We start from the raw sequence: 12,394 nt of genomic DNA on the forward strand, positions 1-12,394 counted from the left end.
AGACAACCTAAACCGAGTACAAAAAGAATGCCCTGGATCGAATTTTCTGGCGGACAGAAAAGACTTTTTGTTGCTGCAAGGGGTGGTTTACCTCTCTGAATATATGTCTGTCAGACAATAACCCTCCCTGTAAACCGTGTGATGAAAAAGTTTCTCTCTGGCAGAGGCTTGAAGGCCCATAAAAACGGTTTACCCATGTGTAACGTACCGCATGAAGAAATAAAACCATAAAGTAAACACATCTTAATCCGCTACACAAAACCCTCTGGGAGGTGCAAAACCATGAAGTTTGTATACGCTTTTTCAGAAGCCCACACCCTGGGCAAAGAACAACTGGGAGGCAAAGGGGCAGGGCTCTCTGCCATGACCGCGCTGGGACTGCCAGTTCCTCCAGGATTCACCGTCACCACCGAAGCCTGCCGTTCCTACCACATGCAGCGCCAGACCCCGGCCAGCCTGTGGCAGGAGGTGCAAACGGCTTTGCAACAGCTGGAACACCAGACTGGAAAGGCTTTCGGAGATCCCAAAAATCCTTTGCTGCTCAGTGTGCGCTCCGGGGCCAGATTCAGCATGCCCGGCATGATGGACACCATCCTCAACCTGGGCCTCACCGACGACGTGGTGGAAGGGTTATCCGTTTTGACCGGAGACGAAGGCTTTGCTTACGATGCCTACCGCCGCCTGATCCAGATGTTTGCAGATGTGGTGCTGGGCATTTCCAGACACCATTTTGAAACAGCGCTGGAAGACCTGAAACTGTCCCGTGAAGTGCAAGACGATCTGGCCCTCAGTGGGCAGGACCTGAAAGAACTGGTGGGTCAGTACAAGCGCATCTTCAAACGCCATGCAGGCTTTGAATTCCCCCAGAGCCCCCAGTTCCAGTTGCAGGAAGCCATTCTTGCGGTGTTTAAATCCTGGGGCAACCGCCGCGCGGTCACCTACCGCAAATTGCACCACATCCCGGAGCATCTGGGCACCGCAGCCAACGTGCAGGCCATGGTGTTCGGGAACCTGGGAGAAAACTCTGGCACCGGAGTGGGGTTCACCCGCGACCCCATCACCGGAACCCCTGAGGTGTTTGGCGAGTTCCTGCTCAATGCGCAGGGAGAAGACGTGGTGGCGGGTATCCGCACCCCGCAGCCCCTGTCAGAATTGCAAACCCACCTTCCAGAAGCCCACCAGCAGCTGCTGGACACCGCAAAACTGCTGGAAGAACACTTCCTGGACATGCAGGATTTTGAGTTCACCATCGAGCAGGGGAAGCTGTTCATGCTGCAGACCCGGGCCGGCAAACGCTCGGCCAGAGCGGCTTTCAAAATTGCCCATGATCTGGTGAAAGCCGGCAAGATCAGCAAAGCAGATGCGGTGTCCCGGATCGATCTGGCTTCTCTGGAACAGCTCCTCTACCCCCATCCTGTGGAAGGGCATGGTCAGAAAGCGGTACTCAAAGGTCTGCCTGCCAGCCCTGGAACCGCCTCTGGCGTGGTGGTGTTCAGCGCCGATGAAGCTGTGGAGGTGTCGCGCACCCGGCCCTGCATTCTGGTCACCCCGGAAACCAGTCCTGAGGACATTCACGGGATGGCCTCTGCCAGAGGCATCCTCACGGCCCGTGGCGGCATGACCTCTCACGCTGCAGTGGTGGCCCGCGGCATGGGTTGTCCTGCTGTGGTGGGAGCCGGAGACCTGCAGGTGGACCGTGAGGCAGGGGTGCTGCGCATCCACGGACAGCAGATTCGGGCCGGTGAAACCATCACCCTCAACGGTTCCACTGGAGAGGTTTTCCTGGGAAGTTTGCCTTTGCAGGAAGGGGTTCTGGAAGCCGAAGCCTTTGAAGTGCTCTCCTGGGCCGATGGCCTCCGCCGCCTGGAAGTGCGGGCCAATGCCGACACCCCCCAGGATGCCAGACGTGCCCGTGAAAATGGGGCGCAGGGCATCGGGCTGTGCCGCACCGAGCACATGTTCTTCTCGGAGGAGCGCATTCCGCTGGTGCGCCAGATGATTCTGGCCCGTACTGCACAGGAAGAACTGGAGGCTTTGCGTTTGCTGCAAGACCTGCAACGCCGCGACTTTGAGGCCATCTTGTTGGCCATGGACGGCCTGCCGGTCACCATCCGCCTGATGGATCCCCCCCTGCATGAGTTTCTGCCCCAGATGTCAGACTTGCTGGTTCAGGTGACAAAGCTTTCCCAGCAGCGCTCCGAAACCAACGAAGAAGAGTACCAGGAGGTCCTGGAACTGCTGGAACGGGTCAAACAGCTGCACGAAGTGAACCCCATGATGGGCCTGCGGGGAGCCCGTCTGGGCATCACCCGACCCAGCATCATCTGCATGCAGGTGCACGCGCTGGCCCAGGCCACCCAGAACCTGCTCAATGCTGGCCACAAACCCAGACCTGAAATCATGATTCCCCTCACCGGCACCGCAGAAGAACTGGCCTACGTGCGCCAGATTGTGGAAGAGGTGCTCAGCAGCCATGACCTGCACCTGCCCATCGGCAGCATGATCGAGGTGCCCCGCGCCTGTCTGGTGAGCAGGCAGCTCACCCGCAGTGCAGACTTTCTGAGTTTTGGCACCAACGACCTCACCCAGATGACCTACGGTTACTCCCGCGATGACGCTTCCCGCTTTCTGGGCACCTACGTGGAGAAAGGCCTTCTGGAATTCGATCCCTTCACCCGTCTGGACGAGGCTGGGGTGGGCTCCCTGATTCAACTGGCAGTGCAGGATGCCCGCAAAGAACGCCCTGGCATCAAACTGGGCATTTGCGGAGAGCACGGAGGAGAGCGGCATTCCATCGCTTTCTTTCACCGGGTGGGTTTGGATTACGTGAGCTGCAGTCCGTTCAGGTTGCTGGCAGCCCGTCTGTCTGCGGCCCAGGCGGCCCTGAAAACCGGGCATGAAGAAGCCGTGCTGGCCTGAATCCAGATGAAAGCCTTCCAGAGAACCTCTGCTGCGTTGATTCAGTGCAATGGAAGGATTCACCAGAATCCTTCCATTGCAAAAAACATCTTCAAAAACACCTTTCAGAGAGCAAACCTCTTGTTCTTCTGTCAAAGGCTCTAAATCAGGGGTTCTTTTCGGGTTCAGGTTTGCGGGTTTGCACCGGAGTCGGGGCTGGAAATTCAGGGTTGGCCTTGATGCCCCTGCACTCGGAATGGGTGCGAGAATCCACCCCATAGCTGGCAAAAGGTCCCTGCAGTTTGAAACGGGTGGTGCGGGCAGGCAATCCCATGGCAATGGCGTGGGGCTCAATTTTTCCCCGCACCAGGGCGTGGGTGGCGACCATGGCGTCATCGCTGATGATGCTTCCCGCCAGGATGGTGCTGTGGTAGGTCAGGCGCACCCCTCTGCCAATGATGGTCTTTTTGAGGGTGACATCCGGGCTGTCGATCACGCTGTGGGTGTGACTGTATATATTGACGTAATCGCTCACAGAAGCCCCATCGTGCAGCTCAATGCCCCCGATGTCATCCAGAAAGGCATACCGGTGGATCACCACATCGTCTCCCACCTCCAGGTTGTACCCCACGCTGAATTCCACGTTCTGCCAGCATTTGAAGTTTTTTCCCACCCGTTTGAAGATGTGTTTTGCCAGCACTGCCCGGACAGGAATGGCAAAGGCGGGGTTCTGTCCCAGCGGGGAGAGGTCGAGGTTTTTCCACAACCACAAAAGCGGTTTCACCCGGCTGAACTGCTCCTGGTCGGTGGCGGTGTAATGCTCTGCTTCAAAAGTGATGTTGCGAGAATCCAGTTGCTGGGCCACCAGAGGCAACTGGGCTTGCAGCTCATCAAAGCGTCTGCCATACAAAAACTGGGCCAGCAGGTCACGGACCAGGGCAGGGCGGTCGGTGGCTGGATCTTGCAGGGTTGCCTCCAGGGTGCTGAGAAAGTTGTCCTGCTGGGTCTGGACCTGTTCGGAAAGGGAGAGGGGATTCAACCAGGGCATGCTGCTCCTTTAAAGCAAAAGGGAGATTATTGATAAGATTGGTAAACTATTAAAGCGTTTTCGATCATGCTTGCCAGAAATACCTTTCCCTTGTGGTAAGCTCCACCTGCAGAAAAGATGGAGCAGCTTACCACAAAATTCATACTCTTTCAGGATGAAATTTCCATTTCACATGAGGCCTGAGTTTTTTACTTCTCAGCTGGTTTTCATCTGTTTTGAAACCCAGAATTTAAACTGAATGGGGAGGAAAACATGAAACTTTTGTGGCTGGCATTGACATGTTGTTTTTTTGGTGCTGCTGGAGAGGCCACCCCATTTTCAACAGGATCCTCTTCACAACCTCTTTCCCTTCCCTTTCAACCCTCCCAGGCCTTTCTGGGCAAGGGGGAGCCTCCTTCTTTTTCGGTCCGGTCTGGACTGCGAGCCCAGTTCCTGAGCCATCGCTGGAAACCCCAACCCTTGCCCAATTACCGCACTGGAACATTGCATCCCCTTCCCATTCCCACCACCCTGCCCGAAAAAAACTGGGTGTTGCTGCGCTGGAATGGCCCTGCTGAAAGCACTGCAGGGGAGCTGACTCCGGGCAAAATGGTTCCGGCATCCCCTGCTGTGTTTCAAAAATTCAGATGAGGATCAAATCCTGCTGCACCGGGGTGGTCACCAATGCCGCCCCTTCCTGCAGGACCACGTTGACTTCACTGCGGATGCCAAAATTCCGTTCTGGCAGGTAAATTCCAGGTTCGATGGTGACGGCCAGATGGGGCAGCAAGGTGCGGGTGTCGCGGGTCTCCAGATCGTCCAGGTTGGCGGTGGGACCATGCAACTGTACCCCCAGGCTGTGCCCCAGACGGTGGGTGAACGCCTCTCCGTATCCTGCTTCGTTGATCAGGCTGCGGGCTGCAAAATCCAGTTCCCAGCCCTGTTTTCCAGCCTGGATGTGCTGCAAGGCAAGGTCACGGGCAGCCTTGACGGTTTCCCAGGCCCGCAGAAAGTCAGCATCTGGCTCACCATAAAAACCCATCCAGGTGACATCGGCGTAAGGACGGCCCTCTTCCTGACCCCACAGATCCAGCAGAATGCAGTCCCCTTTTTGCAGGATGCGGTTGCCTTCGGGATTGGGAGCATAGTGGGGGTCTCCTGCATGGGCTGCAAACCCCACGATGGGTGGATGGTCAAAATGCAAACCCCCACGCCTGAGTTCCTCGCTGATCACTGCCTGCACGGAAAGTTCATCCACAGGCTGATCCAGACGCACCCTGGCCCGGATGAACTCAAAAGCAGCATCTTTGGCGTCCATCAGGACCTGAGAGGCCCGCTGGTGGGAAACCAGATCCTCGGCAGACCATTTGAAGAAATGCTGCAGCAGGTCAGCACTGCTGACCACCTCTACGCCCAGAGCCCGGATGCGCTCGATGGTGCCTGCATCCACCCGACCCACATAAGGCACACTGCCCATGGGGCTGTACTCCATGGCCACCTTCATGCCAGGTTTCAGCAGGGATTCCAGCAGGGGTTGCAGATCTGCATGGCCCCGGTAGGCCTGCAGGTTCACCTGCCAGTCCTGGCTTAAGGTTTTCCAGGTGCCCCCTTCAATGCTGTTGTGCAGCACCAGCACCGGTCCCTGACTGGGCACCCACACAAAAAAACGCCGGGTCAGGTGGGCGGTGGCTGGAATGTTCAGCACATTGAGGGTGAGGGGATTGAGGCCCTGAAAGTCATAAAAAAGCCAGCCATCCAGCTGCTGGTCGGTCAGCAGTTGCTGAATCTGTTCAAAGGAAGGACGGGTCATGGGCACATTAAAACATTTCTGTTCTGGGGACTGTCAAAGGCCCACCCTCTCCACAGCAGAAGGTCTGTTTTCATCGTCACTTTCACAGTCACGACATGCTGTTCACATGTCGTGGTACGGTTCACAGTTGAAAACCCACAGAATGCTACTCTGGAGTCATGAGCACGACCCTCCAGAACATCAGCATTTCAGAAACCGGCGCCCTCAAAGCGCAGGAAATCCTTGAGCGCAGCAACAAGCCCGGTGCAGGTGTGCGGGTTTTCATCAAGAGCGGTGGATGCAGCGGTTACCAGTATGGCATGGCCATCGATGACCGCGAACTCGACGGAGACACCATTGTGGTGGACCGGGGCATCAAACTGATCGTGGACCGAATGAGCATTGAGTTGCTGCAGGGTTCACAGGTGGATTACGTTGAAAACATGATGGGAGGCGGTTTCACCGTCAACAACCCCAATGCCACCAGCAGCTGTGGTTGTGGCCACTCTTTCCGCACCGATGGCAAAAATGCCGAAACCGGTGGCGGTTGCGGCAGCCACTGAAGGCAGAAGCTCCGTCCCAGTCCCTATCGAAACCTTTGCAAGACGGAACGCGGCAGTTCCGTCTTGTTGTCTTTGCCAGGAAAGCCCCTCTGCTGGCGGTCTCAACTTCTCACTTCTTAAGCTTTTGATGGAAATTCCTTCAAGATCTAAAGCCAGGGGGTTTGTTGTGGCGCGGGGGCCTGCAGATTTTTTGGAAGGAACTCTGGGAAATTTGTGTGTGTCAGACAAGAACCACCAAATCCTGCCAGAAATGCAGGTGGATGAGTGTCCCATTGGATTCCTTTCAAGAAATGCTTAAGCGAAGCTGATTGAGGATTTGACATTCCCTACTTCAACCATGTTAGAATCGCGGAAGTAGACAACTTTATACTGGCGTCATTTTTAGCGCCGGTATTCACTGCTACAAGGAGGATGTGTGAAGAAGACGATCATTTTAATGGCAGCGCTGATGTCTACCTCCCTCGCTGCGCCCTACGTTTTCCCTGCGAACCAAACCGTGAGTAAAACCGGTGATGTGAAAATGGGAGGAACCCTGCGTCTGGTCCAGCTCAAGGACTTTGACACCTACAACCCTTTCACCTCTGAGGGTCGTCCCAGCCTTCCTGAGCTGCAGGACGCTGGTGGTCTGATCACCGTGGACCCCAACTCCGGGGACTACGAGCCTTACATGGCCGACAAGATGACCATCTCCAAAGACGGCAAAACCTTCACCTTCACCCTGCGCCCCGAACTGAAATGGTCCGACGGCCAGGCCATCACTGCAGACGACTACCTCAGCACCTTCGCCATCTATGCTGATGAAAAAGTCGGAGCCAGCCTGTACTCCTACCTGTACGAAGGCGACAAGAAAGTCACCTGGAAGAAACTGGGCAACCTCAGCCTCTCCATCACTTTCCCCGCCAAAACCGTTCAGAACCTGGAAACCATTTCCTACCTGACCCCCCAGCCTGACCACGTGTTCGGCGCTGCCTACCGTGCCAAAGGCGCAGACGGCGTGAAAGCCCTCTGGGATCTGAAAATGGATCCCAAAGACCTGGTCGTCTCTGGTCCCTGGAAAGTGGACAAGTATGTGCTGGGCGAGCGCGTGACCCTCAGCAAGAACAAGTACTTCGGTGACTGGAACAAGGACAGCGCTGGTCGCGCCCTGCCCTACATCAGCAACCTGCAGTACAACATTGTTCCTGACATCAATGCTTCACTGGCCCAGTTCCTGGCAGGCAACACCGATTTGTTCCAGCCCACCAACCGTGACCAGCTTTCCCAGATTGCCGACGCCAAAAAAGCTGGCAAGCTGAATGTGGAAATCGCTGCCAACATTGGTCCTGTGGCTTCCGTGGATATGCTGTACTTCAACTGGAACAAATCCAGCGATCCCGTCAAACAGGGCTGGTTCCGTGACAAGCGTTTTCGTCAGGCCATGAGCATGCTGGTCAACAAAGACGCCATGATCGACCAGGTGCTCGGTGGTTTCGGCTTCGCAGCCTGGACCAGCGTGTACCCCCTGTACTCCGACTGGATTGCTCCCAACGTTGACAAGTACAAATTCAACCCCGCTGGCGCCACCAAACTGCTGACCGCCATGGGCTTCAAGAAGGGCAGCGACGGCATCCTGCAAGACAGCAAGGGCCACAAGCTTTCCTTCACCCTGATCACCAACTCCGAGAACAACCGTCGCCAGCAACTGGCCCGTCTGTTCGCCGATGAAGCCAAGAAAGTTGGGGTGGATGTCAAGACCAACTTCATCCCTTTCAACCAGCTGCTGGACACCATCGGGCCAGAAGACGACAAAGCCAAGCTGGACCGCAAGTTCGATTCCGCCATCAGCGGCATCGGTGGCGGTGGCTTCATCAACCCTGTGGGCGTGGCTTCCATGCTGCAGTGCGGTGGAGACCTCAACAACTACAACTCCTCCAAGAAGTGCATTGCTCCCTGGGAAAGCCAGATGTACAACCTCTACCTGCAAAGCCGCAAAGAGTTTGACATCACCAAACGCAAGGCCATCGCCAACAAGATCCAGGCCCTGCAAGCGGAAAACCTCGGGAACCTCTACCTGGTCAGCCAGAGTTCCCACTACGCCTGGGACAGCCGCGTGAAGGGCGAGTACCCCAAGAAGATTGCCACCCCCCTGTGGGCCAGCAGCTACTTCGGTCTGCGCAACGTCCTGCTCTCCTGGATCGACGAGAAGTAAGACCTGAGACTTCACAGTTAGACTTCACATCTGCCTGCGCGAGGAGTCTCCTCGCGCAGTGCCCATGAAAGGAGGGATCCTCAAACCATGATTCCATTTCTGATCAGACGCTTTCTGCAGCTGATCCCCACGTTTGTCCTGGCCTGTGTTCTGGTGTATGTCCTGATCCAGGCTGCTCCAGGAGATTTTCTCTCGCAATTCCGGGAGAACCCCAGGGTCACCCCCGAAGCGCTGGAACTGCTGAAGCGCAAGTTCGGCCTTGACAGAAGCTATCTGGAGCAATTCTGGATCTGGTTCACCAACTTCATCCGGGGAGACCTCGGCATTTCCTTCAGCCACTCCAGCCGTCCGGTCTGGGATCTGATTGCGCCTCCCATGTGGAACAGCATGATCCTGGTGATCTTCAGCCTGATCCTGAGTTATGCCATTGCCATTCCAGTGGCGATTTATGGTGCAACCCGCCCTTACAGCACCTTTGATCGCCTGTTCTCGGTCTTTTCCTACTTTGGTCTGGGCATTCCCTCTTTCTTCTTTGGTCTGCTCGCCATCTACATGCTCCTGACCCTCAAGCAGAACACAGGCTGGGATGTGCCCATCACCGGGAAATCCAGTTCCAATTCCATCAATCCCACACCCTGGCAATACTTTGGAGATGTGTTCATGCACGCCCTGGTGCCCAGTGTCATTCTGGCGTTGCGCTCCATTTCCAGTGAAAGCCGGGTGCTGAGGGCACAACTGATGGAAGTGATGGGGCAGGACTACATGAGAACGGCGAAAGCCAAAGGCCTTGAATACCAGAAACTCATGTACAAGCATGCTTTCCGCAATGCTGTGCTGCCTATTGTGGCTGGTCTGGGTGGATTGCTGCCCGCTTTCCTCAGCGGTTCAGGGTTCATCGAAGTGGTTTTTGCCTGGCCCGGACTCACCCCTCTGCTGCTGCAGGCTGTTCAGGAGCAGGACATTTATGTGCTGATGTCCACCACTGCCCTGACCACCATCCTTTACATTGTCGGCAACATGCTGTCTGACATCCTGCTGGCCGCTGTGGACCCCCGCATCCGGTACAGTTGAGGTAAAATATGAGTCAAGTGATGCCCAACGTCCAGAAACCTTCCAAATCAACCACAGAGTCGCTCAGCCTCTGGCAGATTGCCTGGAAGCAGTTTCGCAAGCATCCCATGGCCCGCGCAGGCATGTGGATTCTGGCTCTGCTGTACGGTATTGCCCTCTTTGCGGGTTTTCTTGCCCCCTACTCTCCCACCGAATACGATTCAGGGCCCAACCGGGTGACCTGGGTTCCACCTGCCAAAATTCACTTTGTGGATGACTCTGGCAAATGGTCCCGGCCCTTCATTTACCCCCTGAAGCGTGAAACAGACCTGGAAACCTTCCGGGACATCTACACCGAAGACAAAACCCAGAAACAGGAAGTCCAGTTTCTTGTGCATCGGCCAGAAGCCAGCTACAAATTCCTGGGCCTGATCAAGAGCGACCTGCACCTGTTTGGTGTTCAGGGAGACCAGAAACTGTTCCTGTGGGGTTCGGACAACCTGGGACGTGACCAGTTCAGCCGCATCATGTATGGCTCAGTGATCAGCCTGACCATTGGGATTCTTGCCACCATCTTCTCGGTGGTGCTGGGCCTGATCATGGGGGGCATCGCAGGCTTCTTCGGAGGCTGGGTGGACACCATCATCATGCGTTTCGTCGAGGTGCTGGCGGCCATTCCTTCCCTGTTCTTGCTGTTCACCCTGCGTGCACTGTTTCCCATCGAGATGGACCCCCTGTTCATCCTGTACCTGATCATCGCCATTCTGGCTTTTGTGGGGTGGGGCGGCATTGCCCGCGCAGTGCGCAGCCAGTTGCTCCGCACCCGTGAACAGGAATTTGTGCATGCTGCAGTGAGCCTGGGTGCTTCCAACACCCGCATCATCGGACGCCACATGCTCCCAGACACCCTCAGTTACACCATTGTGGTGGTCTCCCTCTTGATCCCCGGTTTCATTCTGGAAGAATCCGGTCTGAGCTTCCTGGGCATTGGTGTGGTGGAGCCTTACTCTTCCTGGGGAAGCCTGCTCAAACTGGCCCAGGATGGTGGATTTGAATCCATCACCGGTCGCCCCTGGACCCTGATCCCTGGTATTTTCATTCTGCTGGCCATCACCGCCTGGCAGTTTGTGGGGGACGGTTTGCGGGACGCTTTCGACCCCAGAAAACGCCACTGATCAGCCTTCTCAACCCAACAGAAGCAGCCCCAGCGGAGGAAAACATCCTCCGCTGATTTTGTTATGCTGATCACCATGTCTGCGAGCGTGATGCACATCGTGTGGTTTGCGCTGGGGGTGGTGCTCCCCACCTTTTTCTGGTTCTGGTTTTTCTGGAGGCGCGACCCCAAGCCTGAACCTGTGCGTTTGCTCATTCGCACTTTTTTATATGGCGCATTTGCTTATCTGCCTGCTGCCCTGTTCGAACTCAGCTTTCAGACCGCCCTGAAGGGGATTGCCCTGTATGTGGTGATTGCGGTGCTGGAAGAACTGCTGAAATTCTTCGCCACCCGCACGGTGGTCAAAGAAAAGGATTTCGATGAGTTCATCGATGGTCTGATTTACAGCATGACGGCCGCTCTGGGTTTTGCCCTGATGGAGAACATCTTTTATGGGGCTTCTTTTGGTCTGGAAGTTCTGCTGGTCCGGGGCCTGATCACCATGAGCAGCCATGTGCTGTTCACTGCCCCCTGGGGTTTTGCTCTGGGGTACCAGCGCATGAACAACCGCAACAAATACGCAGTGCCCCTTGGGCTGGGCATCGGCATTGTTTTGCACTCGATTTTCAATGGCATCCAGATCCAGTCCCATCCAACCTGGGGCGTGATTGCCCTGGTGGTGGGACTGGTGACGGTGATGTTCCTGGCCGCAGACCGCCTGTACACCACCGCCAGTCAGGAACCCTAAAGGGTGTCCACGCTGGTGGAGCCCTCCACCCATTCTTCACCCGAGGTGGAACGCTCCAGTTTCCAGACCGGCAGACGCACTTTCAGGGCTTCAATCAGCAGGTCACAGGCTTCCAGGGCGGCCCTGCGGTGGGGACTTCCCACCCCCACAATGATGCTGAGTTCTCCGGGATGCACCCGGCCGGTGCGGTGCGCTATATATACGCCACCCACCTGGAACTTTTCACGGGCTTCCTGAATGCAGGCCCGCATCACCCTGATGGCCATGGGTGCAAAAGCCTCGTATTCAAGGTGTGCGATCTCCAGGCCTTTGTTGGGAGATCGCACCGTTCCCGTAAAGAAAGCCTGACCTCCCCACTCTGGACGGGCCAGAAACCCGAAAGCCTCCATCAGGTTCAGGGGTCTGGAGGTGACAATGCATTCTTCAAAGTCCTGTGGATCGTAAGCACCGCCTGCCACAGGAGGCAGAAAAGCCACTTCATCTCCATCTTTCAAAAGCTGGTCTGGAGCAACGTAATTTTCGTTCACTGCAGCCATGCAACCTTGCAAATTGACACTGTAATGCTCTTGCAGCAGGCGGGCCAGGTCCCGGACCGTGGACTGAGGAGGGCAGGAAAAGCTCATTTCATCCACGCCCATTTCTCTTTTCAGACGCGCAAAAAACAGGATTCTCAGACGCATGCCTCAGCCTAACACACGCTGAAATGGCAAATGGAGAGGTGTTGTCCATAAAATCTGTATAGACAATTCCTTCATTCTGGCACCATTGTGCAGGAAATTTCACCGTCCTGGACGCCTGCAAATTGAGATCATCAAAAGGTTGGTTTTGAAGTGTTGACACATCTGCAGATCCGTTGTATTCTTTTCTTCGCCCGAGAGGAAGCGGAAACGCAGAAGCGAAGGCGGAGTTGTTTGACAACCGAACGCATGCGAGCAAAGGAAAGTTTCCTCTGAGCAATCAGAAGAAATGAATCCCATA

9 protein-coding genes are annotated in these 12,394 nt (G+C 55.8%); 6 read left to right on the plus strand and 3 right to left on the minus strand.

Annotation, left to right across the window (positions count from 1 at the left end; all coding sequences use genetic code 11):
- Positions 1 to 282 precede the first annotated feature (282 nt).
- The gene (ppdK, locus tag IEY52_RS22095) at positions 283 to 2,919 is read left to right on the plus strand and encodes a pyruvate, phosphate dikinase (RefSeq protein ID WP_189007129.1); all 2,637 of its coding nucleotides are present in this window, start codon (positions 283 to 285) and stop codon (positions 2,917 to 2,919) included.
- A 145-nt stretch (positions 2,920 to 3,064) separates the two neighbouring features.
- On the opposite strand, the gene IEY52_RS22100 is transcribed toward ppdK, so the two are convergent.
- On the minus strand, positions 3,065 to 3,946 hold the full coding sequence (locus IEY52_RS22100; protein ID WP_189007133.1) for an acyltransferase: 882 nt from the start codon (positions 3,944 to 3,946) through the stop codon (positions 3,065 to 3,067).
- A 622-nt stretch (positions 3,947 to 4,568) separates the two neighbouring features.
- Positions 4,569 to 5,735 carry a M24 family metallopeptidase gene (locus tag IEY52_RS22105; RefSeq protein WP_189007136.1) on the minus strand — a complete coding sequence of 389 codons (1,167 nt, stop codon included), beginning with the start codon at positions 5,733 to 5,735 and terminating at the stop codon, positions 4,569 to 4,571.
- Between the two features lie 158 nt (positions 5,736 to 5,893).
- Here IEY52_RS22105 and IEY52_RS22110 point away from each other — a divergent pair, with 158 nt between their 5' ends.
- The 5 genes from IEY52_RS22110 (at position 5,894) to IEY52_RS22130 (ending at position 11,416) form a co-directional block, all read left to right on the plus strand.
- On the plus strand, positions 5,894 to 6,277 hold the full coding sequence (locus IEY52_RS22110) for a HesB/IscA family protein (protein ID WP_189007140.1): 384 nt from the start codon (positions 5,894 to 5,896) through the stop codon (positions 6,275 to 6,277).
- Positions 6,278 to 6,773: 496 nt separating this feature from the next.
- Positions 6,774 to 8,465 (plus strand): ABC transporter substrate-binding protein, encoded by a 1,692-nt coding sequence (locus tag IEY52_RS22115; protein ID WP_229684916.1) that lies wholly within the window; start codon positions 6,774 to 6,776, stop codon positions 8,463 to 8,465.
- Positions 8,466 to 8,552: 87 nt separating this feature from the next.
- Positions 8,553 to 9,536 (plus strand): ABC transporter permease, encoded by a 984-nt coding sequence (locus tag IEY52_RS22120; protein ID WP_189007147.1) that lies wholly within the window; start codon positions 8,553 to 8,555, stop codon positions 9,534 to 9,536.
- Positions 9,537 to 9,544: 8 nt separating this feature from the next.
- On the plus strand, positions 9,545 to 10,690 hold the full coding sequence (locus IEY52_RS22125; protein WP_189007150.1) for an ABC transporter permease: 1,146 nt from the start codon (positions 9,545 to 9,547) through the stop codon (positions 10,688 to 10,690).
- A gap of 75 nt (positions 10,691 to 10,765) precedes the next feature.
- Positions 10,766 to 11,416, plus strand: coding sequence for a PrsW family intramembrane metalloprotease (locus tag IEY52_RS22130; protein ID WP_189007154.1), 651 nt, complete (start codon positions 10,766 to 10,768; stop codon positions 11,414 to 11,416).
- Here IEY52_RS22130 and moaD read toward each other — a convergent pair.
- Positions 11,413 to 12,096, minus strand: a complete 684-nt coding sequence (moaD, locus tag IEY52_RS22135; RefSeq protein ID WP_189007156.1) for a molybdopterin converting factor subunit 1 — start codon at positions 12,094 to 12,096, stop codon at positions 11,413 to 11,415. The two genes, IEY52_RS22130 and moaD, sit on opposite strands and share 4 nt — an antisense overlap.
- Between the last annotated feature and the right edge of the window lie 298 nt (positions 12,097 to 12,394).

It is taken from the genome of Deinococcus roseus, assembly GCF_014646895.1.
Taxonomy (GTDB): Bacteria; Deinococcota; Deinococci; order Deinococcales; family Deinococcaceae; genus Deinococcus_C; species Deinococcus_C roseus.

Coding starts and splice junctions, on each gene's coding strand:
- ppdK (WP_189007129.1), top strand. CDS start 283: ATGAAGTTTGTATACGCTTTTTCAGAAGCCCACACCCTGGGCAAAGAA.
- IEY52_RS22125 (WP_189007150.1), top strand. CDS start 9,545: ATGAGTCAAGTGATGCCCAACGTCCAGAAACCTTCCAAATCAACCACA.
- IEY52_RS22110 (WP_189007140.1), top strand. CDS start 5,894: ATGAGCACGACCCTCCAGAACATCAGCATTTCAGAAACCGGCGCCCTC.
- IEY52_RS22105 (WP_189007136.1), bottom strand. CDS start 5,735: ATGACCCGTCCTTCCTTTGAACAGATTCAGCAACTGCTGACCGACCAG.
- IEY52_RS22100 (WP_189007133.1), bottom strand. CDS start 3,946: ATGCCCTGGTTGAATCCCCTCTCCCTTTCCGAACAGGTCCAGACCCAG.
- IEY52_RS22130 (WP_189007154.1), top strand. CDS start 10,766: ATGTCTGCGAGCGTGATGCACATCGTGTGGTTTGCGCTGGGGGTGGTG.
- moaD (WP_189007156.1), bottom strand. CDS start 12,096: ATGCGTCTGAGAATCCTGTTTTTTGCGCGTCTGAAAAGAGAAATGGGC.
- IEY52_RS22120 (WP_189007147.1), top strand. CDS start 8,553: ATGATTCCATTTCTGATCAGACGCTTTCTGCAGCTGATCCCCACGTTT.